20 protein-coding genes and 2 tRNA genes are annotated in these 21,586 nt (G+C 72.8%); 10 read left to right on the forward strand and 12 right to left on the reverse strand.

The window, feature by feature from the left end; genetic code table 11:
* Positions 1–71 precede the first annotated feature (71 nt).
* Both DYI95_RS10485 and DYI95_RS10490 read left to right on the forward strand, forming a co-directional pair.
* A complete protein-coding gene (locus DYI95_RS10485) occupies positions 72–401 on the forward strand; it encodes a TM2 domain-containing protein (RefSeq protein WP_116899837.1) in 330 nt (109 codons plus the stop codon).
* A gap of 228 nt (positions 402–629) precedes the next feature.
* Positions 630–836 (forward strand): CDGSH iron-sulfur domain-containing protein, encoded by a 207-nt coding sequence (locus DYI95_RS10490; RefSeq protein ID WP_006903037.1) that lies wholly within the window; start codon positions 630–632, stop codon positions 834–836.
* 228 nt (positions 837–1,064) lie between these two features.
* Here the strand turns inward: DYI95_RS10490 and DYI95_RS10495 are convergent, their stop codons facing one another.
* Positions 1,065–1,892, reverse strand: coding sequence for a class I SAM-dependent methyltransferase (locus DYI95_RS10495; protein WP_116899836.1), 828 nt, complete (start codon positions 1,890–1,892; stop codon positions 1,065–1,067).
* A 211-nt stretch (positions 1,893–2,103) separates the two neighbouring features.
* Here DYI95_RS10495 and DYI95_RS10500 point away from each other — a divergent pair, with 211 nt between their 5' ends.
* Positions 2,104–2,463 carry a hypothetical protein gene (locus tag DYI95_RS10500; RefSeq protein ID WP_116899835.1) on the forward strand — a complete coding sequence of 120 codons (360 nt, stop codon included), beginning with the start codon at positions 2,104–2,106 and terminating at the stop codon, positions 2,461–2,463.
* 72 nt (positions 2,464–2,535) lie between these two features.
* Complete coding sequence (locus DYI95_RS10505) at positions 2,536–3,021, forward strand: DUF4149 domain-containing protein (protein WP_116899834.1); 486 nt, start codon at positions 2,536–2,538, stop codon at positions 3,019–3,021.
* 116 nt (positions 3,022–3,137) lie between these two features.
* Here the strand turns inward: DYI95_RS10505 and mtnA are convergent, their stop codons facing one another.
* From mtnA to DYI95_RS10520, 3 genes are all read right to left on the reverse strand, one after another.
* Positions 3,138–4,271 carry an S-methyl-5-thioribose-1-phosphate isomerase gene (gene mtnA / locus DYI95_RS10510; protein WP_116899833.1) on the reverse strand — a complete coding sequence of 378 codons (1,134 nt, stop codon included), beginning with the start codon at positions 4,269–4,271 and terminating at the stop codon, positions 3,138–3,140.
* A complete protein-coding gene (locus DYI95_RS10515) occupies positions 4,268–4,792 on the reverse strand; it encodes an EscU/YscU/HrcU family type III secretion system export apparatus switch protein (protein WP_116899832.1) in 525 nt (174 codons plus the stop codon). The genes mtnA and DYI95_RS10515 overlap by 4 nt, the downstream gene beginning before the upstream one ends.
* An 84-nt stretch (positions 4,793–4,876) precedes the next feature.
* A complete protein-coding gene (locus tag DYI95_RS10520) occupies positions 4,877–5,038 on the reverse strand; it encodes a hypothetical protein (RefSeq protein WP_158556003.1) in 162 nt (53 codons plus the stop codon).
* A gap of 758 nt (positions 5,039–5,796) precedes the next feature.
* Between DYI95_RS10520 and DYI95_RS10525 the strand changes: the two genes are divergently transcribed.
* Entirely contained in the window at positions 5,797–6,924 is a 1,128-nt protein-coding gene (locus tag DYI95_RS10525) for a hypothetical protein (protein ID WP_116899830.1), read from the forward strand.
* Positions 6,925–6,945: 21 nt separating this feature from the next.
* Here the strand turns inward: DYI95_RS10525 and DYI95_RS10530 are convergent, their stop codons facing one another.
* Both DYI95_RS10530 and DYI95_RS10535 read right to left on the reverse strand, forming a co-directional pair.
* Positions 6,946–7,758, reverse strand: coding sequence for a hypothetical protein (locus tag DYI95_RS10530; RefSeq protein WP_116899829.1), 813 nt, complete (start codon positions 7,756–7,758; stop codon positions 6,946–6,948).
* 342 nt (positions 7,759–8,100) lie between these two features.
* Positions 8,101–8,859, reverse strand: a complete 759-nt coding sequence (locus DYI95_RS10535) for an N-acetylmuramoyl-L-alanine amidase (protein WP_116899828.1) — start codon at positions 8,857–8,859, stop codon at positions 8,101–8,103.
* Between the two features lie 381 nt (positions 8,860–9,240).
* On the opposite strand from DYI95_RS10535, the gene DYI95_RS10540 reads away from it, so the two are divergent.
* The 3 genes from DYI95_RS10540 (at position 9,241) to DYI95_RS10550 (ending at position 10,738) form a co-directional block, all read left to right on the forward strand.
* Positions 9,241–9,313 (forward strand) — tRNA-Ile (locus DYI95_RS10540).
* Positions 9,314–9,742: 429 nt separating this feature from the next.
* A tRNA-Glu gene (locus tag DYI95_RS10545) sits at positions 9,743–9,814 on the forward strand.
* A gap of 711 nt (positions 9,815–10,525) precedes the next feature.
* A complete protein-coding gene (locus DYI95_RS10550) occupies positions 10,526–10,738 on the forward strand; it encodes a hypothetical protein (RefSeq protein ID WP_116899827.1) in 213 nt (70 codons plus the stop codon).
* 105 nt (positions 10,739–10,843) lie between these two features.
* Here the strand turns inward: DYI95_RS10550 and DYI95_RS10555 are convergent, their stop codons facing one another.
* The 5 genes from DYI95_RS10555 to DYI95_RS13130 all read right to left on the reverse strand — a co-directional run bounded on the left by DYI95_RS10555 (position 10,844) and on the right by DYI95_RS13130 (position 16,359).
* Positions 10,844–11,614 (reverse strand): response regulator transcription factor, encoded by a 771-nt coding sequence (locus DYI95_RS10555; protein WP_116899826.1) that lies wholly within the window; start codon positions 11,612–11,614, stop codon positions 10,844–10,846.
* Positions 11,611–12,855 carry a sensor histidine kinase gene (locus DYI95_RS10560; protein ID WP_116899899.1) on the reverse strand — a complete coding sequence of 415 codons (1,245 nt, stop codon included), beginning with the start codon at positions 12,853–12,855 and terminating at the stop codon, positions 11,611–11,613. The genes DYI95_RS10555 and DYI95_RS10560 overlap by 4 nt, the downstream gene beginning before the upstream one ends.
* A gap of 138 nt (positions 12,856–12,993) precedes the next feature.
* Positions 12,994–14,109 carry an ABC transporter permease gene (locus DYI95_RS10565; RefSeq protein WP_116899825.1) on the reverse strand — a complete coding sequence of 372 codons (1,116 nt, stop codon included), beginning with the start codon at positions 14,107–14,109 and terminating at the stop codon, positions 12,994–12,996.
* Between the two features lie 3 nt (positions 14,110–14,112).
* Complete coding sequence (locus tag DYI95_RS10570; protein ID WP_116899824.1) at positions 14,113–15,294, reverse strand: ABC transporter permease; 1,182 nt, start codon at positions 15,292–15,294, stop codon at positions 14,113–14,115.
* A 12-nt stretch (positions 15,295–15,306) separates the two neighbouring features.
* Complete coding sequence (locus tag DYI95_RS13130; protein WP_116899823.1) at positions 15,307–16,359, reverse strand: ABC transporter ATP-binding protein; 1,053 nt, start codon at positions 16,357–16,359, stop codon at positions 15,307–15,309.
* Between the two features lie 376 nt (positions 16,360–16,735).
* On the opposite strand from DYI95_RS13130, the gene DYI95_RS10580 reads away from it, so the two are divergent.
* Positions 16,736–17,560, forward strand: coding sequence for a transcriptional regulator (locus DYI95_RS10580; RefSeq protein WP_243149757.1), 825 nt, complete (start codon positions 16,736–16,738; stop codon positions 17,558–17,560).
* 88 nt (positions 17,561–17,648) lie between these two features.
* Positions 17,649–20,345 carry an aminotransferase class III-fold pyridoxal phosphate-dependent enzyme gene (locus DYI95_RS10585; protein ID WP_116899822.1) on the forward strand — a complete coding sequence of 899 codons (2,697 nt, stop codon included), beginning with the start codon at positions 17,649–17,651 and terminating at the stop codon, positions 20,343–20,345.
* A gap of 29 nt (positions 20,346–20,374) precedes the next feature.
* On the opposite strand, the gene DYI95_RS10590 is transcribed toward DYI95_RS10585, so the two are convergent.
* Positions 20,375–21,481, reverse strand: a complete 1,107-nt coding sequence (locus DYI95_RS10590) for an MBL fold metallo-hydrolase (RefSeq protein WP_116899821.1) — start codon at positions 21,479–21,481, stop codon at positions 20,375–20,377.
* Positions 21,482–21,586 lie beyond the last annotated feature (105 nt).

Genomic DNA, 21,586 nt, shown 5'->3' on the forward strand with positions numbered 1-21,586 from the left:
GAGGAAATGCGGGGGATTCGGTCGCCGCCGGGGCATCCCGCCCCGCGGGGGGCCGGGAAGGAGGGACAGATGTGGCAGATCTCTACGATCTGACCAACCGGGAGCTGCAGGTAGCCCGGCTGGAGATCGAGCGGCGCCAGAAGTCGGCGGTGGTGGCCTGGCTGTTGTGGCTGTTCCTGGGCGGCCTGGGCGGCCACCGCTATTACCTGGGTCCCGTCTGGCAGGGCATCCTGATGACCGTGACACTGGGCGGCTTGGGCTTCTGGGCCCTGATCGATGCCTTTTTCATCCCGCGGCGCCTGCGGGCGGTCAACAAGGCCGTGGAAGAGGCGGTCGTGCGGGACATCCTGGCCCGGCGGGGCCAGGACGGCCGGGCGCCGGTGGCCTCCCCGGCCGGCTGATCCCTCTGGGGCCTGCGGGCCTCAGCCTGCGGACCCTCCATGCCAGGTTGCCGGGCCGGGTCGGACGAACCCGGCCCCGCTTGTGGCCGGACCAGGGGCCGGTGGGCCGGTTGACGCCGCACGGCCTCCGGGTGAAACTGGTGGCAAGCAAAGGAACGGCAAGGACCGGCGCCATCTCCGGCAACGCCCAGGAACGCGCCGGGGGTTGCGGGAAAGGGGGTGCGACCGGTGAGCCGGCTGGTCCGTCACGATCGCAACCGCCCCTATGAGGTGCGGCCCGAGGGAGCGGAAAAGAGCATCTGGATCTGCGCCTGCGGCCTGTCGAAGAACAAGCCCTTCTGCGACGGTTCCCACAAGCGTACCCGGGACGAGAAAGAGGGCGCCCTCTACATCTACGACGACGAAGGCCGCATCGAGGTCCAGTCCATGTACTGAGCCGGTGGGCGGGCCCTGCGCCGGCCCGCCGCGGCTTCCACCACCGCCGGGGACCCATGGCGAGGAGAACGCAAAAGGTGAAGGGTCTCCTGCCGGCCCGCCTCGGGCCGGCAGGAGACCCCGGCACCGTGGGGCAGGACGGCCGCCGGCGGCAGGCCCGGCGTCCCCGGGGCTGTCCGGTGGTACCGGCGCTCGCCGGGCGGCGTCCCGCCGCGTCATCTCTCGCCGTCAAGGCTTCTGGGCCACCAGCAGCACCCGCCGCTTGATGTAAACCCATCCTCCGGGGCCTTGCGTCACCACCCGCTCCCGCACGGCCGCTTCATTCCTCTGCCAGCGGTCTTCCAGCTGCGCCAGCACCCCTGGTTCCGGGGCGACGGGATAGAGCCACCGTTCCAGCGGCTGAGGCTCCACCAGGACCTCCAGGCGTTCCAGCTCAAGCCCGGCCCTTTCCACGATGGCCGCCCAGCGGCCGGGCGTCAAGGCTTCGACGTGGGAGGCATCCCGGATCCGCTCCAGATCGTTGAAGAGGTCAGCCGCTTGCGGATCGGCGGGCGGCGTCATGTCCACCAGCCCCAGGCGGCCGCCGGGGCGGAGGACCCGGGCCATCTCGGCCACGGCGGCAGCGACGTCACCGAAGTGATGGGCCGCCCGCCGGCAGGTGACCAGGTCGAAGGATCCAGCCGGAAAGGGCAGGGCGTGAACGTCGCCGGTCACGAACCGGGCGTTCCGCACTCCCCGGGCTTCCGCCTCCCGGGCAAAGGCTTCCGCCATGGCCGGGGTGACATCAAGCCCGAAGACCTCCGCCACCTGGGGTGCAAAGGTCAGGCCGGTGTGACCTGCAGCCGTGGCCACGTCCAGCAAGCGCTGGTGGGGCTGGGGGTCGAGGGCCGCGACCAGGGCGAACAGATCGGCCCCGGCCCGGTGCCCCGGGCTCTGGCGGTACGCCTCGGCATGCCGGCCGAAGAAGGCCTGAACCGCTGCCAGTTCCCCACGCCGCTCTCCCCCTGGATCTTCACCACCCTGCCCCCCGCCTGCCATCTCAAAGCCCCGTTCCATAGGGGCACCCCCTCTCCCTTCGGGCCGGCAACCGGTTCCTCCCTTGCCGAAACCCGGGTACCATGGTAGCACGACGCTTGTCCGCCGGACTGCCCCCGTCCCGGACGGAGCGGGAACCGGACCCTGCCCCGAACCGAACCGCGGGCGGCACCGCCCGGCCAGGGGCGCCGGGCCGGGAGGGCGAGAAACCAAGCTCACGGGAGGGACGACCTTGACCAACCTGGCGTTCGTCCACGGCTTTCTGGGACCCATCGTGTTCGCCTTCGCCGTAATGCGGGTGATCTGGACGGGATACCGGCTGCTGGCCGGGCGCGACCTGCCGGCCCATCGCCTGGTGGGGGGCCTGTCCGTGGGCCTGTTCGACCTGCAGGCCTTGCTGGGCATTATTTTGCTGGTGACGCTGGGCTTTGGGGCCGTGGACTGGCAGCACCCTGCCCTGATGCTGGCCGCGGCCGTCCTGGCCCACATGAGCGTGGCCGCCGGCCGGCGGGCGGAAGGCCGAGCGCCTGGACCTTTCGTGCTCGCCCTGATCAGCGTGGTGCTGGTGACCGTCGCCTATCCCGCGCCGTAAGCCGCGGGACGGCGGGCGGATCCCGGGTGGAACGCCCCGCATCGGATTGAGCGGGTGACAAGGAGGGCTTTCATGGCAAGGGCCTGGCGCAACCTGTACGTTTTTCTGATGGTCGCCTGGTTCGGCGTGATGGTCTACTACACGTTCATCCTGACGCCCACCCTGACCCGCGCCTTCCCCGGCGATTTCGGCACCATCGTCGCCACCCTCTTCCCAGGCTATTTCCGGCTGGGAGAGGTCCTGGGCCTGGTCGCCGCCCTGGCCGCTTTCATGGAGTTCCGCAACCAGCGCCGCCAGCCCGGCGGCCCGGACGCTCCCGGAGCAGGCTGGCGGCTGGCGGCGGGGCTCATGGCCCTGGCGCTGGTGATCGTCAACCGGGAAGCGGTGCTGCCGGCCGCCCATGCCGCCCGCGGAACGGCCGCTTTTGGGCCGCTGCACGGCATCTCCATGGCCATCAACCTGGCGACGGCGGCCCTGGCCCTGTTCGGCGGGGCCGGCGGGCTCTTGGCACCCGCAGCCTCGCGCCCCGGGCGGATCGCCGGGACGAACCGGCCCTGACCCCGGCCCGTGCCCCCGACCGCCGCCTCTTGAGGTCCCCCCGGCGCCGGCGGGCTCGGGCCGGCGCGACGTTACCCGCAGGCTACCATCAAGGGCCCGTTGGCTGCCCGGGCCCGTCAGCAGCCCGGGCTCCGGCCCCACCGCGCGGCCTCGCCGCGGCCGGGTTCGTCCCGCTGGGCCAGGGCGGCAATGGCTTCGGTGTAGGGCGGGCGCAGGACCCCGCGGTCGGTCACGATGGCGGTGATCAGGGAGGCGGGCGTGACGTCGAAGGCCGGGTTGAAGACGGGTGTACCCGGCGGTGCCCACCGGACGCCACCGAAGCCCGTCACTTCCTCCGGGTTTCGCTCCTCGATGGGGATCGCATCGCCCGACGGCAGGCTGGGGTCGACGGTGGACCAGGGGGCCACCACATAGAAGGGAATCCCGTGATGACAGGCCAGCACGGCCAGCATGCAGGTCCCGATCTTGTTGGCCGTATCCCCGTTGGCGGCTATGCGGTCGGCGCCCACCAGCACGGCGTCGACCCGCCCGGCCGCCATCACCGCCGCGGCCGCGCCGTCGACGATCAGGGTGTGGGGAATGCCTTCCTTCTGCAGCTCCCAGGCGGTCAGGCGGGCGCCCTGTAACACGGGCCGCGTCTCGTCGACCCACACGTGGCGCAGCCGCCCCTGCCGCCAGGCGGTGCGGATCACGCCCAGGGCCGTGCCGTGGCCGCCCGTGGCCAGGGCCCCGGTGTTGCAGTGGGTGAGCACCTGGGCCCCTTCCGGCAGGAGGTCGGCGCCGTGCTCGGCCATGCGGAGGCACATGGCCAGGTCTTCCTCCTGAATGGCCCGGGCTTCGGCTTCCAGCGCGTCCGCGACCTGGTCCGGGCCTGCGCCGGCCGACCGCAGCTGGCGGTACCGGCCTTCTATCCGGGCCAGGGCCCAGTGCAGGTTGACCGCCGTGGGCCGGGTGGCCGCCAGGCGCCGCAGGGCAGTCTCGACGACCTCCTCGAGGCCCGCCCCCTCGCCAGGGGTGCCTCCCGGTTCCAGGGCCCCTCCGCCCCGTCCCCGCGCCGCCCCAGCCGCCGCCAAGGCCACGCCGAAGGCCGCCGCGATGCCGATGGCCGGCGCTCCCCGCACCACCATGGTCTCGATGGCGCGGGCCACCTCCTCCACCGACCGGCATGCCTGCCACCTTTCCTCCGCCGGCAGCCGGCGCTGGTCGAGGAGATGGACCACACCGCCTTCATACCGCACAGGTCGGATCACGCCTGGCTCCTCCCGTCGTCCGGATCAGGGTGTCCCCGCGGAGCAGGCCCGCCGGGAGGCGCGTCCCAGGACCCGCCCCCTCCCCGTACCGGTCCAGACCGGCTTCCCGCCGCGGCCCCCGCCCCGCCGGACGAACCCGCCCCAGCCGGCGAACCCGCCCCGGCGGCCAGGCCCCAGCGCGCCGCCAGATCCGGCCCCTGGGCCCGGCCCGCCCGGCCCGCTGCCATCTGCCGGTCCAGTTCCAGGGCCAGGGCCATGATCTGGGCCACCACTTCAAACAGTGCGGCCGGGATCGTCTGGCCCGGCGGAACGCGGGCCAGCACCGGCGCCAGGGGCGAGGTCACCTCAGGCACCCCCGCCTCCCGCGCACGGCGCAGGATGGCCTCCGCCATGGTGCCGAAACCGGCCGCCACCACCCGGGGGGCCGGATCGGTGCTGGGGTCGAACCGCAGGGCGGCCGCCGCCCGCTGCGGCGGGGGTTCCGCCCCGTCAGGCCGGGGTGGCTCCGGCGTCTCGCTCAAGGTACCCCACTCCTTTGCCCAGCGCAAGGATGCCCAGGGTGGGCGCAGCGAGCCGGCACCCTGCGAAGTCTATCCCCACGGCCCCTACCGCCGGTCCCGGTGGACGGTGCGCACTCCGGCGCCCGCGGGGTCGAACCCGGCGCCGGCCAGAAGGCGGCAGAGGGTTTGCGCGTCCAGGCCCACCCCGGCCAGGACGCCGCCCACCTGGGGCTCCACCGCCAGGTCCAGGTAAACCCGCCCTCCCATGCCGGCGGCCCGCACGCGCCAGCGCCCGGCCCGGGGTAAAGCCCACTCGACCTCCAGGGTCCACGGTTTGGGTGGCGGGCCAGCTCCCCCGGCCACCTCCCTTCGGGGCGAGCGGGATGACCGCGAAGCCGCTCCGGGGCGGGAGGGCGGATCCGGACTGGCGGCAGCGGCGGCGGCCGCGGCCAGGCCCGCCCAGCCGCCGGGCGCACCCAGGGCCGAATTGCCCGCTGTTTCCACCGGGGACGCGCCCGGGGCAGCAGGAACGACGGGTCCGGGCGGCGAATCGCGGTAAACCCCACCGGCCGGCTGCCCCGGGCCGTGGGGCTTGCCGGCCGGCAAGCCCGGGTCCCGGCGGGGCATCGCCACCGGCAGCGCAGGGGGCGGGGCTCCAGCCGGTGCCGCGGCTGCCTCCCCACCCCGCGGTGCCGCCGCTGGGCCAAGAGCCGGGCCGCGGGATGTCCCGGGGATCGCCTGGGAGACCGCCGTTGCCGGCGGCAGAGCCGGTTCGGGCGCCCTGGTGGTTCCGGCGGCCGGCTCGTCCCGGGAACGGGCGGGCAGGCCCGGGCTCCCATCCCCTCGGGCCGGCCCCGCCGGACGGCCCGGGAGCGGAGACATGCCGCAGATTCCGTGAATGACCTCGCTATTCGGCCACGATGTTACGAAAACCCAAATCAATCACGTCTCACCCTTCGTATCCCGTCGACCGCGGTGGCAAGGGCCGCTACGCCTGGATTAAAATAGGGTAGGAGGGATCGGCGGTGACCGCCAGCCTGCTCCCGCTCGAACACCTCACCGACGCCGACTTCGGGTTCCTCGCGGCGGCCGTTTCCCCGCGCCCTGATGCCCGCGACCGCATCGCCCGGCTTTTGCGGGACGGCGGTGAGGCCATCGAGCGGGCACTGGAGGACGGCCGCACCCATCAAGCCCTGGAGGAAGGCGACGCCGCCCGGAAGATCAGCCCCTACCTGCTCTTCTCCCTCCTGCTGCACCAGTGCCGGATCCAGGAACGGGCCCGCGCCGGAGATCCGGCACCCTCCGGAGACGAACCGGTCCTCAAGGAGCCGCCGGCAGGGGCCGGAAGCGGCGCCGGCGACGACCTGGTGCTCCTTGACGGGCCGGGTGGCGCGCCGGCGACCAGCGGACCCTGCGCCGAACCCGGGCGCAGCAGGCCGGTCCTGGCGCTGCTGGAATCGCCCTGGACCGTTCACTACCTGGCGGAGCTCCTGGCTTCCTTTGCTTACACTCCGCCGGGGATGGCCGCCTTTACCCTGGGCAGCCGGCAGTACCGCCTGCCCCTGGCCGAGGTCGATCTCGCCGCCCTGAACAAGGTGGCGCTTTTGGCAGCCGAACCCGACCGGCTGTCCATATACCGGCGGCTGGGCGACCTCACGCTGTTCCTGTCATCGGTTGCCCTTCCGGCCGGTGAAGGGGGCACCGCCCAGCCCCAATCGGCGACTCCCACTCCGCCGCGGCCGGCGGGGCTGGCGGCGGGTGACCCGACCCCGGCCCGGGACGGTGACCGCCCGGGCGACGGCCGGGATCGGGACCGGGCCACGGAAGGTTGCACCGGAAGGACGGGTACCGGGAGGGAGACTCCGGATGCCGTGCCGGTGCTGCCTTACTCGGAGGGCGAGCTGGAGCGGGAGGGCCGCCGCTTCTACGAGTACGCCGCCCAGCACCGCGGTGCCGGGACGACCTATCTGGGCCGGACCCTGGCGGTGCTGGCATCCCGGTACGGTACCGCCCGCACCCTCCTGCGCCGCATTGTGCAGCAGGAGCTGCCGCGGGTGTACCCCGGTGGCCTGCACGAGATGGCCAGCCGCTGGGGACACGCTCCGCAGCCGGGCGCAGTGGCGCTATCTGCCCCCGAAGGGCCGGCGGAATGATCCCCGGTCATTGGGCGGCGATCAATGGAGCGGCGACTCAGGGAGCCGCGCCGATTGACCCAAGGCTCGGCCCGCGGGGATCCCGGGCAGGGCGGCAGGGCGGTCGCCTTGAGGGGTGCCAGGCGGGCTACCCTGAGGGGCAGCGGCCTCGTGGCCGTGAGGGGCGGCGCCGGCCGCCGGCATGGTGGTGCGAGGTGCCACGGAGATCGAGCCCCGTGCCGGCGGGCCACTTGCCGGTGCCGGCCGCCGCACCACCACCGTGACTTCCTCTTCGGCAGCCGCATCCTCCAGGCCAAAGATGGCCTGCCACGGCCGGGGATACCTGCAAAGGCGGCGGCCCCGCTGGAGGGCAAACAGGCCGTCCTCATACGCCTGGGCGAAGAAGACGGGGTCCTCCAGCAGCCGGCGGCGCAGCCCGGCCACCCACCGCCGCTCCCGGCGCCAGCGGGCCAGCTGCGCACCCAGCTCGATCACAGCCGCCCCCGTGGCCGCGGCCAGCCCCGCCTGCCACGCCCGTTCCCGCAACAGGAAGAGCCCGGCCAGTGCCGCCAGCAGCGCCGCCAGCACGTGGGCATACGCTTGCGCCAGGAAGGTGAGGTAGAGGGCGGGCTCCACCTGGGCCCGCTGCCGGTACAGGTTGACCACACCCCGCCGGTCGATGCGGATGCGTACCTGCCGCTTGCGCACCAGCCGGTGGAGGCGGGCAAACCAGGCCGGGGCATCCAGGCGGCCGGCCTCCGGTGCGGCCGCAGTCTGAAGGGCGAACGCCGGCACGGCATCCTGCCGGGACGGCCGAGCCTGCGCTGCGGCGCCCTGGCCTGCCCGGACCACCACCGGGCGGTCCCCCTGGCCGTTCCCTCGCGCTGAATCCCCGGCTCGTAAATCCCCGGGTCGTACTGAAACGGTGGACCGCGGGGAATCCACGGTCTGGATGGGATCCATGATGCGGGTGGTCTCCTTCGCCGCGCCTGCGCCGCGCCCTCGCCGGTCGCGCCCGCGCCTCCGGCGGGCACCGGGCTCCGGCACCGGCTGCTCCCCCAGCCGGCGCGGAGCCCGCGGTTCCTCCGAGTCCAACCGGCCCGCGCCCACCGGCGCGACGGCCGGCGGTGGACCGGCAAGGGTCCGGTCTCGGTGCTCGTTCTGTCGAACGGCCTCGAATCCCTGCCGGGACGGCGATCAAAGGCGAACCTGGTCGATCCAGACGTCGAATCCGGCCTCCCGGGCCCGGCGGGCCAGCCGCTCGGCGTTGGCTTGGTTGCGGAAGGAACCGATGATCACCCGGTACCAGACGCCCCGAGGCTCCGGCTGCTCCGCCTCCTGACCGGCCGGTGCCGGCGGGGCGGCAGGTTCTTCCGCGCGGGGACCGGCCGGAATCCAGTTCCGGCCGAAGTACTCGAGGACCCCACGGGCGATGGCCTCCGCCACCTGCGCCTGGCCGGATGCGGGGCCCAGGTAGCGCGCGTCCCGCCGGTTGGTGATGAACCCGCGTTCCACGATGACCGCGGGCATGCGGGATTCCCGCATCACGTGATAGTAGTCCCTGCCCCCGCGGCCCGCCCGGGAACGGGCCCCGCGGTTGGCGAGGGGCGTGAGCCGGTCCAGCCACTGGACCAGGGAGCGCGCCAGGATGCGGCTGCGGGAACCCGGCTGGACAGAGTGCCAGACCTCGAATCCGTTGGCGGACTCGTCAACGTAGGCGTTGCAGTGGATGGACACGTAGACGTCGGCACCCCAGGCGTTGGCCTCGTCGGTGCGCGCGCGCAGCGGTCGGGTCTGGTCACCGGTACGGGACATCCGCACGGCGAGCCCGTGGCGGGCCAGGTGCACGCGTACCCGGCGTGCAATGGCCAGATTGATATCCTTTTCCACCAGGCCGTTGCCCACGGCGCCGGGATCACTGCCGCCGTGGCCGGGGTCAAGATAGACCTTGGGCATGGAACCCGCTCTCTTCCCCACGCTGGATGAACTCGAAGGCTTGCCGCTCTCTGGGCACGGGAACGGGCGCCGCCGGACATCGGTGGCGCCCGCGGTGCCTGTATGGGGAGGCTATGCCCGGACGGCGGCCGGTGCGCCCGGCCCCCTTCCCGGGACGGATCGGGCCCCGCCGGTCACGGCCCCGGTGGGCCGCATGCGGCGCACCTGAGGCTTCCGCCGCGGCCGGCCTGGCGCCGCCCGGTCTGATGACGGCCGGAACCGCCTCGCACGGCACCGGTTCGCCTCGGTCCGGGGCGAGTCCAGCCAGTCCCGGCTGCCAGGGCCCGTGTGGTATAATCGCCCTGCATCCGCCAGCAGCAACCCCTGGTTGTTTGATGCCGTGCGCCTGTAGCTCAACGGTCAGAGCAGCGCCCTCATAAGGCGTGGGTTGTGGGTTCGAATCCCACCAGGCGCCCTGCGCAGCCGCCCCGGCCTGCCGGAAGCCGGTCGCGGTATCGGGTTCGCGGGCCCGGCGTTGCCCCAGCGAGGCCGGTCTGCCGTAGGGGCCCGGCCCGCGGTTCCTCGGCAGCAGGTCCGCGCGCCCGGAGCGGGTCGGCGCGCCCGGGTCGGGCCGGCGCCCGCTGGCAGAAGCCTGCTCGTACACCGCCACCGCGCGGGAGGGCCCTGCCGGGAGCCCGCTGCGCAGCGCACCGTGGAGCTCGCTGCGCCGCGCACCACGGTGCCGGGTTGCGTTGGCCAGGCCGGCACCTGGTGGTGGGCCAGGCTGCCTGCGCCACCGGTGGTTGCCTTGCCGGGGGACGCAAAGGGGACTATAATGCCGTAGGGTCGCCAGCAGCCGTCGGCCGGCAGCCGTCGCCGGTTGCGTGGGGGACCGCAGGTTCTGGGCCCCATGGTCGAGTGGTTAAGACGCGGGCCTTTCAAGCCCGAGGTAGGGGTTCGATTCCCCTTGGGGCCACAAGGTTAGGCCACCGCAGGGATCGACCGGAGAACAGCCCCGCCGCTGCGCCGGTTCCGGTGCGCGGCGGGGCGTTGTGTCTCGTTGTGTCTCAATGTCCTGATGCTCCCCGCGCCCCCTGAATGCTCCGGCAACGTGTGCAACACCTCTGCGATGTATGGCGCCCCCGGCGGCCGGGATTGCTATGGACGAACCCGTGGTGCCGGAGGGAAAGGACGATGGCGCGAGAAGGACCGCCGCTCCCGCCAGCCTCCCCGCCAGCGGCGCCGCCCCGTACGACCATGCGCCCGGCGCGGCCGGGGCCGGCCGGGAATGTCCCGCCACGCCCCGTTGCGCTGGTTCGCGAGCGCACGCCCGAACCGGGGCGGTCTCTTCGCCCGCCGCGGGTGCGCATGTTATCCTTTACCACAACGGGACGGGGCGGCGACCCTGATGCGGGCAGCGGACCTGGACGCCGCTGGCGAGACCGGTGCCGGAATTGGACCCGGCGCCGGCGAAGGGTCCGGTGTGAGCACCCGGCATCGCGCCGCCCGGTACCCTGCCGGGCCGGCGGTGACGGCGGCCGGCACTGGCACTGGCGGCGACCGTCAGGAAAGGGCGGGGAGAGGGCCTGGCCGGGTTCGTCCCCAACGGTCGGGGCCCGAGCAGCAACCGGTCCAGGGGGGCGCAACCGCCGCCGGCGCACCCTCTGGGACCCAGGAGGTGGAAAGGATGCGGATGGAGCAGGTGAAGGCCGAGCTTGAGCGCTGGGGCGAGGTCATCGTGACCCTGGCCTCCGGACGCAAGTTCGAGCTGCACATCGGCGACACGGAGTTCGACCTGCAGAACCGGGTGATCCGCATCACCGGGCCCGCTGCCCACTTCGTGCTGGACGGCGACGAGATCGAGCACGTGGAGATGCACTTCAGCCATCCGGTGGAGTAAGTGGGTGCATAAGTGGGTGCAAGGCCATGGCGGCCGGCAGGCTCCCGGGCACCGCTTGCCCGGGAGCCTGCCGGCCTTCGGCTTGTCTTGTCCCTTTCCATCGCGTCAGAGCCCTGAGGTACCGCCCGGCCCCAACCAGCCCCGGGCGCGCAACACCGCCTGTACCCGATCCCGGACCTGCAGCCGGGCATAGATCTCGCTAACCAGGTTCTTCACGGTGCCTTCGGACAGGTGCAACCGGGCGGCAATCTCCCGGTTGGACAGCCCCCGGGCCAGGAGCTGGAGGACCTCCACCTGCCGCGGGGTCAAGGGCTCGCCCTGCTCGACCGGCGCAGGACGTGACACGGCGTCCTTGCGGTCGGACGACGGCGGGGCCCCGGGGGCCGTGCCGGCACCCCGCCGAACGCGGTCAGCACCACGGCCCGGCGGGGTATCGGAACCCGTTCCTCCCGCCGCGGAACCGGTGGACACGGCCCGGGCCAGGACCCCGGCCAGATCCCCCGGGATCAACCCTCCTCCGTATACCACCAGCCGGATGGCATTGGCCAGGTCCTCCGGCGCCATGTCCTTGAGGAGGTAAGCCGCGGCACCGGCCGCCAGGCACTGGCGCACCAGGCGGTCGTCGTCGTAGGTGGTCAACATCAGCACGGGCATCTGGGGCCGCAAGTCCTGGAGCCGCCGCAGGCAGGCGATGCCGTCCATGCGCGGCATCCGCACGTCCAGCAAGGCCACGTCGAAGGATGCGGCTGCGGCCCGGGCCACCGCCTCCGCCCCGTCGGCCACGGCCGTCACCTGCAGGTCGCCCTGGAGTTCGAGCAGCAGGCGCAGGCCGTCCCGCACAAGAGCCTGATCTTCCGCCAGGAGCACCCGAATCATTGTTCATCCCCTGCTTCCCCGGCCGAGCCGGTCGTCTCCGCAACCGCCATGGGCGCGCGACGGGGGACCGTGATCTCGACGGCGAAACCCCGGGCTGCCCGTGTCTCGAAGCGAAGGGTTCCGCCCAGCCGCTGGACGGTGCGGGTCATGCGGGTGAGCCCCACCCCCGGAACCAGTTCGGCCGCTCCCAGGCCGTCGTCCTGAACCCGCAGGCGCAGGCGCCGCCCTGTGGCGGTGAGGGACACCAGCACGTGCCGGGCCTGGCCGTGGCGGGCGGCGTTAGTCAGGGCTTCCTGGACGGCCCGGTAGACGGCACCGGTCACTGCAGGGTCGGTGTCGGATACGCTGGCGGCATCGGGCTCGAACACCACTTCCACCTCGACACCGCTGGCCGCGCCGAAGTCGCTGGCCAGGCGCTGGACGGCGGAGGCCAGGGGAAGGCGGACGGGGTGGAGGGAGCGGCGCAGCAACTGCCGTACCTGGGCGAGCCCATCGCGCAGCCCCGCCTCGACGGCCTCAAGGCGGGCCGCCGCAGCCTCCGGTTCCGTGGACAGCAACCGGCGGGCCAGGGACACCTGCAGCAACTGGGCCGTCAGGGCGTGCCCCAGGGCATCGTGCAGGGTACCCAGGAGTTCTTCCCGCTCCCGCTGCGCGCCCAGTTCGCCGCTGCGGGCCGCCAGTTCCGTGAGCCGGTCCTGGGCGGCCGCCAGCCCGGCCACCACCTGCTGCAGCCGTTCCCGCTCAGCCCGGTAGGACGCGTGCATGTCGCCACTCCAACCCGCTACCAGCAGAACTGCCCCGGCCAACAACGCGCCCTGCAACCCGGATCCCTGCGCCGCCGCGGCCGTGGTGGCGACGACGGCCGCCCCGTTGACCCACCGGGCGGCACCCCGACCCATCACCGTAGGCGAGCCCATGAGCACCGCCGCCACCGTCCCGATCAGGGCCGCGTCGCCCCCGCACGTAGCAGCCCACAGGGTCAGGACCAGCGCGCCCGCCCCGGCGGCCACCGCCGTCCAGCGGCGCGGGCCCCGGCCGTCGTCGCGGGCCCGCGCACCCCCTGCCGCCTCGGCCAGCGCCTGCAGCACCAGCCCGCTGGCCAGGGCCACGGCGACGCCCGGTGCCGGCTGCGCGCGGTTGAGTAGCCACACCGCCGTGCCGGCGGCGAAAAGGGCCAGGCGGATCAGGTGGAACCCCGCGTCGTTCCACCCATCCTGCTCGCCGGTTTTCCACGGATCCACGCCCACTCCCCCCGCCGGCCCCACCTGATCCGGCGTAGCGCTGGCGGCCCGGCGCACAACGGCTCGGCGGTGGGAATCTCCGTGCCCCCGTTGCGCCCCCCGCCGCCGGCGGCCTTGCGAAGTGGCCTTCGGTGCTGCCTAAGCCGCCCAGCGGCGGAGCCCCAGGACACCGGCCGTCCCGGCCAGCACCCCCATCAGCACCAGGGTCGCCACCGCCGGCCACTGGGCCGCACCCGGGCCACCGAAGACGAAAGCCTCACGCAATCCGTCCAAGGCCCAATACACCGGGCTTAGCCGCGCCACCTCCTGCAGGGACACCGGAACCACGTCCAGGGGCCAGAACGCGCCGCCCAGCATGGCGGCAATGGTGCCCACCAGCGAGCCGGCCGCGTTGATCTGCCGCGACGTGCGGGTGAACCCTGCCACCGCCAGAGCGATGCCGCATGCGGCCACCAGAGGTGCTACCAGGGCCAGGACCAGGGCCGGCAGGCCGGCGGCGAACCACGGAGCACCGCCCAGCGCCGTGACGCCCACCATGGCCGCCGCCTGCAACAGCCCAAGGAGGAACAGCGCCAGGGCGTGGCCGGCCACCATCTCGCCGTAGGTGGCCCCCGCCACCAGCGAGCGGGACAGGGTCCCCAGGTCCCGTTCCCGGTGCAGGGCGGCCGCCTGGGTGATGAGGGAGACCAGAGAGAACATGACGTAGAACCCGTAGACCGTGCGCAACAGCGCAAAGTCGCCCGCCGCGGCTGCCGGCCGCGGTGCTTCGACCACCAACGACAGAGGACCCGCGGGAGTTCCGGTAACGAGGCCGGCAGCTACCGCCCGGATCCTCGCCATTTCCTCGCCGGGCTCGGCCCGCGGAGCGTACCAGAGCTCCAGCCGCGGCACGCCTGCTTCTACCGACCGGGAAAAACCGTCGGGAATCAGGAGCACCACCCGCTCCCTGCCCTGGTGCAGGCGCGCGGCGGCTTCGTCCCGTGCCAGGCGCTGCAAGTTCATGGGCGTGGCGGACAGGCCGTCCAGCAACGGACCAACCCAAGGCCCTTGATCTTCGACCACCACCGCCAGCCTCGGCGGCTTGTCTGATGGGGCGAACAGGCTTGCGACCACACCGCCGAAGAACAGAGGGACGATCAGGAGCCACAGCAGGTTGAGCGGCCGCAGCAGGGTCCGGCGCGTGGTGGTGACGGCAATGGCCGCTACCCGCCGCAAGGTGGCACCCCGGTGGCGATTGCCCGCATCCAGCGTCACGGTTCACCCCTCCCCCACCAATCGTGCCAAGAGCTGGTCCAGGGCCCACCCCACCATCAGCAAGGCCGCCCCCGCCGTCGTGAGGCGCAGGACTTCATCTTGAACCGCTGCCGATCCCGCGCCGGCCATCAGCTCAAGGTAGCCGTCCAGCATCCACCGGTTGGGAACGAAGCGGGAGATCCGGGCCAGGATCTCGGGAAAGATGAACAGGGGCATCATCGACCCGCCGAAGAACCCCAGCACCTGGGCCAGGGCGATGCTGACACCCTCCAGCACCTCTGGAGACCTGGCAAGCCCCACCAGGACGGCGTTGACCCCTGCGGCCGCCAGGGTGGCCGCCAGGGTCAGGGGTATCCATCCCCCCAGGTGGCCCCAGTGGACGCCGAAGAGCCACCGGGTGACCAGCGCCATGACCACCATGAAGACCAGGCCCGTGGCCACGCTGCCGAGGAAGGTGCCCGCCAGGTAGGCGGCGCGGCCGGTTCCCCCCGCACGGACGCGCAGGTACACGCCGGTGCTGCGGTCGGCCAGGTATGCCCTGGTCCCCTCTCGGGTCGCCAGATAGAGCATCATGACGGCCATACCTGCGGCGTAATAAGCCATGGCGTCGACCTGGGGTAGCGCGCCGCTGCCAGGCGCCTCCCCACCAGCCGGCGGGGGGGCGGGCTGCATCGTGAGGTCGACGGGCACTGGGCGGCCGCTCCCCGCCCCGCCCGCGCCACCGGCCCCTCCGGCTTCGCCGGACCCAGCTGCTGCCACGGCCTCGCGGGCCAGGGTCTCGACCACAGAGGCCGGTACCGTCCCGGGTTCGGCGATGACCCTGAGGGGCTCCTGGGGGAACCCCGCCGGCATCACCAGGGCCGCATCGGCCCGGCGCTGCCGGACCGCTCCCACGGCGGCCTCGCCTGACTCCACCCTCTGGATCTCGATCCAGCCGTCCGCCTCCCCCGCCGCCAGGACCTGCTGGACCGCCGGCGCCGCTTCGTGGCCGGCCGGGGTGGCGATCGCCACCCGGTAGGGCCGCTCGGGCCGGAATTCGGGGGTGAAGGCCTGGCGCAGGCTCATCCCGAGAACCAGATTGAAGGCCAGGGGCAGGAGGAAGAGGATCAGCACGCCACGCCAGTCCAGCACGAAGCGCAGCAGCTGGTTGGCCGCGATGAGACCTGCCTGTCGCAACCCGTGCATGGCCGAACACCCCTAATCCCGCAGGGCCCGGCCCGTCAGGGCCAGGAACACCGTCTCCAGGTCGGGCGTTTCCACACGCATCCCGCGCAGCGGGATGCCACGGCGAACCAGTTCCGCGACCACCTGGGCTGCCTGTTCCGGCCCCACAGGCAGGACGAACCGGGCCTCGCCGCCCGTCACCTCGACGGGGACGCCCAGCTGACGGGCCACCGCCTGGGGATCCGCGTCAACGTGCACCTGGTCCCACGGCAGGCGCAGGATGGCGGCATCGCCCGCCAGGGCACGGACCTCGTCCAGCGGCCCCTGGGCAATGATCCGGCCGTGGTCCATGATGGCGACCCGCCGGCAGAGGAACTCGACCTCCTCCATGTAGTGGCTGGTGTACAGGACGGCGATGCCGGACGCAGCCAGCTTCCGGATGGCCTCAAGGATGTGGCGGCGGGACTGGGGGTCGATGCCCACGGTGGGTTCGTCCAGGAGCAGCAGGCGTGGGCGCCCTAGAAGGCCGATGGCGATGTTGAGCCGCCGCTTCATGCCGCCGGAGAACCGCTCCACCCGCTGGCCCGCGTGCTCCGCCAGTCCCACCAGCTGCAGGGCTTCTTCGATCTGCCGGCGCCTTTCCGCGCCCCGCAGGCCGCGCAGGGCCGCGAAGTGACCCATGTTTTGGGCTGCCGTCAACTCGGGGTAGAGGGCAAGGTCCTGGGGCACCACCCCCAGCAGGCGCTGCGCTTCGCGGCGCCGGGCGGCCAGGGAGAAGCCGCCGACCTCCACTTCTCCACCGTCGGGCCTCAGCAGGCCCGCGATGATGGCCAGGGTGGTGCTCTTGCCGGCCCCGTTGGGCCCTAACAGCCCGAAGGTCTCACCGGGTTCCACCGCAAAGGAGATGCCGCCGACCGCTGCCTTCCGCCCGAACCGCTTGACCAGGTTCCGGACCACCAGCACGGGCCCTGGTCCTGGATGGGGTTCCCCCTCCGCACCACCGGCGGATTCAGGGGCTCCGGCACGGCGCCGGTCGGTGCCGCCCGGATCCTGGTGCTCCTCCAGGAGCTTGAAAAGCTGGGGCATGGTCGCTTCACTCCCCGGCTGTGGGTTCACGCCGGTTCCGATGGTAGAGGGGATGGCAGCACTCTGGTAGTGACCGCGGTCATGACTTGAGCGCAGGGCCTGACCAGTACCGGGCCGGCCGGAGCACTGGGCCGATGAGGACATGCCCCAAAGGCATACCCATGACCACCGTCCTGCGCTATACTCAGGGTGACTGTGCGCATATTTGTGCACAAAGGGAGAGCGGGGAGGCCGTCCCGTCCCGGGTCCGCGGGCAAGGCACCGCGCGGCCTCCCGCCGGAGGGCCAGCCAACGCTGCCGCCCCGGGCGGGAGGGCGGGAACGCGGGGGCGCCGGCGCGACCGGGGCCCGGCGGGCGGCGGCAGGGGGCCGCAGGCGTGGAACTGGTGCGCATCGGCGAAAAGGTAATCGACCGGCAGCGGATCTACCGGATGGTCGACCGCATCCTGGAGCTGCGCGCCTCCGGCCTCTCCCAGCAGGACGTGGCCCATGAGCTGGGCATCGACCGGACCCTGGTCTCCCGCCTGGAAAGCCTGGGGGAGGTGCGGCGGGGCCATAAGCTGGGCCTGGTGGGCTTCCCCGTGGGCAACCGCGAGGCGCTCGAAGACGTGGCGCGCCGCGAGGGCGTCGATTTCGTCTGGCTGCTCACCGAGAAGGAGCGCCGGCGCTTCATCGGGGAACGCAGCGGCGCCGCCCTGCTCAACGATCTCATGGCCCTCATCGCCCGCGCCCGGGAACTGGACCACCTGATCTTCCTGGGCTCGGACATGCGGATCCGGCTGGTCGAAGCGCTCCTGGGGCCGGACCGGGTGACGGGCATCCAAATCGGCACGTCACCCATCACCGAGGACCGGTTCGTCGACCCTGAGGCCCTTCGCCAGCTGATCCGGCAGCTACGGCTACCGCGGGACGACCGCAGCGGGCGCGAGCCCGCTGGCCGCGCCCCCGTTCCCCGCGAGCCTGCTGGCCGCGAACTCGTTCCCCGCACGCCTGGGGCCCGGCAGCCCGGACCCCGCGCACCTGCTGGCCCGCAGGAGCGCGACCCCGGGGACGCCGGTGCCGCGGAAGCGAGCGGCGGGCCACCGGCGGGTGCCGTCGCGGCAAGCAGCGGGCCAGCGGCGGCCGCCGCCCGGGACGAACCGGCCCCCGCGGCCCCGCCCCATCACCGGCCCGCTACCGGGCTGCCCGCCGGGCCTGCGTAACCGGACCCCCGGGCCGGGCGGCATACCTGGCACACCGGCCCGCAGGGTACCAAGCTGTAGACGGTTCTTCGGGATTGGAGGGCACCGGATGCATCCTTTCCGGCAGTATGTCAACCCCCACCTGGGCGAGCTCCTCGAGCAGATCCAGATGGACAAGCGGTTTGTCCGGGGAGAGGGCTGCTGGCTCTGGGACGACCAGGGCCGCCGTTATCTGGACTTCGTCGCCGCCTACGGCGCGCTGCCCTTCGGCTTCAACCCGCCGGAGATCTGGGCGGCGCTGGAAGAGGCGCGCCACCGCGGCGAGCCGTCCTTCGTCCAGCCGTCCTTCTTGAATACCGCGGGCGAGCTGGCCCGGCGGCTGATCGAGGTGGCGCCGCCGGGACTGCGCTACGTGACCTTTGCCAACAGCGGTGCCGAAGCGGTGGAAGCGGCCATCAAGCTGGCCCGGGCGGCCACCGGCCGGCCGCGGATCCTCTCCACGGACAACGGCTTTCACGGCAAGACCTTCGGTGCCCTCTCCGCCACCCACCGGGCAGCCTATCAGGACGCCTTCTTCGCCCCGGCCGAGGGCTTCGACAAGGTGCCCTACGGCGACCTGGAGGCCCTGGAGCGGGCGCTGGCGGCCCGGCCGGGCGAGTACGCCGCTTTCCTGGTCGAGCCGATCCAGGGCGAGGGCGGCATCGTGGTGCCGCCTCCCGGCTACCTGCGCGAGGCCCGGGAGGTGTGCCGGCGCCACGGGGTGCTGTTCATCGCCGATGAGGTGCAGACGGGGCTGGGCCGTACGGGCGTGCTCTTCGCCTGCCAGGCGGAAGGCGTCACACCCGACGCCATCACCCTGGCCAAGGCCCTGGGCGGCGGCCTCATGCCCATCGGCGCCGTGCTGTGCACCGAAGAGGTGTACACGGAAGAGTTCGCCACCAAGCACTCCTCGACCTTCGCGGGCAACACCCTGGCCTGCCGGGCCGGCCTGGCCGCCCTGGACCTCCTGACCCGGGACGAACAGGCCCTGGTCCGCCACGTGGCCGAGACCGGCGAGTACCTGCGCCAGGGCCTGCTGGCCATCCAGCGGCGCCATCCCCGGGTGATCCGGGAGGTGCGGGGGCGGGGGTTCATGCTGGGCATCCAGTTCGGGGTCGACCGGGAGACCTTCCCCGGCAACCTGCTGGGAGTGATGGGCGAGCAGGAGCTGCTCACCCCGGTCATCGCCTCGTACCTGCTCAACGTGGAGGGGTTGCGGGTCGCCCCGACCCTGAACGGTGCCGACGTGATCCGCATCGAGCCGCCCCTCATCGCCACCCGGGCGGAGTGCGACTACGCCCTGGCCGCCATCGAGCGGGTGGTCGAACTCATCGACCGGGATGACACCGCCGCCCTGCTCCGGCACCTGGTCAGCCCACAGGCGGCGACCGTGCAGTCCGTGGCCCGGCCCGCCGGCCACCAGCCTGCCCTCCTGGCGGTTCGCTCCCGCGAATCGGGCGAGGCGGTGGCCCCCAGCGGTGACCCCCGGGAAGGGCGCTTTGCCTTCCTGGTTCATCCCGTGGATCTGGAGAACTACCCGGAGTTTGACCCGAGCCTGGCCGCCTTCAGCCGCGCCGAGCTGGAAGAGCTGGCCGGTCGCTGGAACCACCTTCTCAAGCCCTTCCGCATCGGCCGGACCCGGGTGGTCTCGGCGACCGGGGCCACCGCCTACGGCGAGTTCTACGCCGTCCCCCGCACCGCCGACGAGTTCCTCGCCATGCCCCAGGCGGAGGCGGTGGCGGAGATCGAGGAAGCCATCGAGCTGGCCCGCGAGAACGGCGCCCGGATCGTCGGCCTGGGCGCCTACACCTCGGTGGTCACCCGGGGCGGGCTGCACCTGCGGGACGCCGGCGTCGCCCTGACCACCGGCAACAGCTTCACCGTGGTGGCGGCCGTGGAAGCCATTGCCGAAGCCAGCCGCCGGCTGGGCTTCCCCCTTGGCCAGGGAACCGTGGCCGTGGTGGGTGCCACGGGCGCCATCGGGCGGGCGACGGCCCTACTGCTGGCCGGTAAGGTGCGCCGGCTGCTGCTGATCGGCAACCCGGCCCGGCCCGAGCAGAGCCGGCGGCGGCTGCTGCGGGTGGCGGCCGACCTGGCCCGCCACGTGCTGAGCCTGGCGGCCTCAGGCCGGCCCCTGGGCCCGCTGGCGCAGGTCCTGGTGGAATTTGGCGGCTGGCCTGATGCCGCAGAACCCGCCGAGGCCTTCCTCCCCCGGCTGGAAGCCTGGATGGCGAGTGGACGGTGCCCCCTGGTCATCACCACGGACCTGGACGCCATGCTTCCCCAGGCCGACGTGGTGGTGACCGCCACCAGCAGCACCGCCCACCTGGTCACGCCGGGCAACGTGAAGTTCGGGGCGGTGGTATGCGACCTGAGCCGCCCGCCCAACGTCAGCCGGGAGGTGGGCGATGCCCGGCCCGACGTCCTGGTGATCGACGGCGGGGTCATCGAGGTGCCCGGCCGGCCGTCCATGGGGTGGAACTTCGGCTTCGAGCGGGGCCTGGTCTACGCCTGCATGGCGGAGACCATGATGCTGGCCCTGGAGCACCACTACCAGCACACCAGCCTGGGAGCCGACCTCAACCTGGAGACCATCCTCTGGCTGAAGGACCTGGCCCGCAAGCACGGGTTCCGGCTGGCCGAGCTGCGCAGCTTCGACCGCCCCCTGCAGGCCGAAGCCTGGGAGCGGGTGCTGGCCGCCCGCTCCGCCCTGGGCACGGCGGCGCGGTTGAACCCGGCCCCGGCCGCAGGGCCGGCCGCACGGTGAACCCGTCGCGGCCGGCTCTTCTCGCTCTTTCATCGCCGCTTCTCGTACATCAGGCGGGGCACGGAAGCCCGGCTCCCCTCCCGGGGGCCGGGCTCCGCGTCTTCTTTCCCACCGGGTCCCGCGGCTTCGTCCCCGGCCTCCACCACCGCGAGCCGGCCCTGTTCCACCAGGTAGTCCAGGTGCGCCACCGTCTCCCCCAGGGCGAACTCCACGTTGGCCAGGGTATCCATGACCCGCCCGAACAACTGCCCGGCCACCTGCCAGGCCGTCACGCGCCCGCCCGCGGCGACGATGGCTTCGACCTCCTCCAGCCGGCGCCGGTGGTGTTCGGCCAGTTCGCGGCACCGTCCGGCCAGGTCGTCGAAGGGAGCCCGGTGCCCCGGCAGAACCCGCCGCGCCGGGAGCCGCCCCACCTGCTGGAGCGAGTCCAGATACCGGCCCAGGGGATTGGGGGCCGCCTGGGGGCCGGCGGAGATGTTGGGGGAGATGCCGGGAAGGACCATGTCGTCGGCCAGCAACAGGCCCTCGCCCGGCTGCCAGAGGACCACCAGGCCGTCGGTGTGGCCCGGCGTCCAGAGGACCTGCCACCGCCGCCCGCCCAGGCGCAGCTCCTCCCCTTCCCGCACCGGCGTCACCTGAGGTTGGGGATCCACCCAGGAGACGATCCGGGCCCGGCGCTGGGCCAGAGGGGCGGCCAGCTGGTCCGGCACGCCGTGCCGGGCCGCAAAGGCGCTAAAAGCCTCGGCGGCGGCCGGTCTCCAGATGCGCCGGGCCAGTTCCACTTCCCGCTGGTGCATCAGGACGGGCGCCCCCGTGCACTTCTGCAGCCAACCCGCTGCGCCGAAATGATCGGGATGGAAATGGGTGACGAAGACGGCCTCGACATCACCGGCGCCGATGCCCAGCCGGTGGAAGGCCTGATTCCAGCGGGCTTCGGCCTCCGGGGTGTGGAACCCGGTATCCACCAGGGTCCATCCGTGGGGGCCGCGGAGGGCATAGGCATTGACCTCGCGCAGGGGAGCCGGAATGGGGATGGGAACGCGGTACACGCCGGGCCAGACCTCCTGAAGGGACAGCCTCCCGGCACGCTCCCGCCCGTCCCCATGGGCGTCCTGGGCGTCCGCTACCGCTACCATGGTGCCAGCTCCTCTCCCGTGGGCCCCGGATCCGCCCTTGTTCGCAGGGACCGGCCTGGTGCCACCCCAGCCGGCTGTCCGGGTTCCGGGGCTACCTGATGACCG

Origin of the sequence: Thermaerobacter sp. PB12/4term, assembly GCF_003403315.2 — a bacterium.
Taxonomy (GTDB): domain Bacteria; phylum Bacillota; class Sulfobacillia; order Thermaerobacterales; family Thermaerobacteraceae; genus Thermaerobacter.

What these genes read in the sequence shown, in the direction of transcription:
- DYI95_RS13130 (WP_116899823.1), bottom strand. Translation starts at nt 16,359, where the DNA reads ATGCCCCAGCTTTTCAAGCTCCTGGAGGAGCACCAGGATCCGGGCGGC.
- DYI95_RS10585 (WP_116899822.1), top strand. Translation starts at nt 17,649, where the DNA reads ATGCATCCTTTCCGGCAGTATGTCAACCCCCACCTGGGCGAGCTCCTC.
- DYI95_RS10535 (WP_116899828.1), bottom strand. Translation starts at nt 8,859, where the DNA reads ATGCCCAAGGTCTATCTTGACCCCGGCCACGGCGGCAGTGATCCCGGC.
- DYI95_RS10590 (WP_116899821.1), bottom strand. Translation starts at nt 21,481, where the DNA reads ATGGTAGCGGTAGCGGACGCCCAGGACGCCCATGGGGACGGGCGGGAG.
- DYI95_RS10520 (WP_158556003.1), bottom strand. Translation starts at nt 5,038, where the DNA reads ATGGGAGGGCGGGTTTACCTGGACCTGGCGGTGGAGCCCCAGGTGGGC.
- DYI95_RS10570 (WP_116899824.1), bottom strand. Translation starts at nt 15,294, where the DNA reads ATGCACGGGTTGCGACAGGCAGGTCTCATCGCGGCCAACCAGCTGCTG.
- DYI95_RS10555 (WP_116899826.1), bottom strand. Translation starts at nt 11,614, where the DNA reads ATGATTCGGGTGCTCCTGGCGGAAGATCAGGCTCTTGTGCGGGACGGC.
- DYI95_RS10550 (WP_116899827.1), top strand. Translation starts at nt 10,526, where the DNA reads ATGCGGATGGAGCAGGTGAAGGCCGAGCTTGAGCGCTGGGGCGAGGTC.
- DYI95_RS10505 (WP_116899834.1), top strand. Translation starts at nt 2,536, where the DNA reads ATGGCAAGGGCCTGGCGCAACCTGTACGTTTTTCTGATGGTCGCCTGG.
- DYI95_RS10495 (WP_116899836.1), bottom strand. Translation starts at nt 1,892, where the DNA reads ATGGAACGGGGCTTTGAGATGGCAGGCGGGGGGCAGGGTGGTGAAGAT.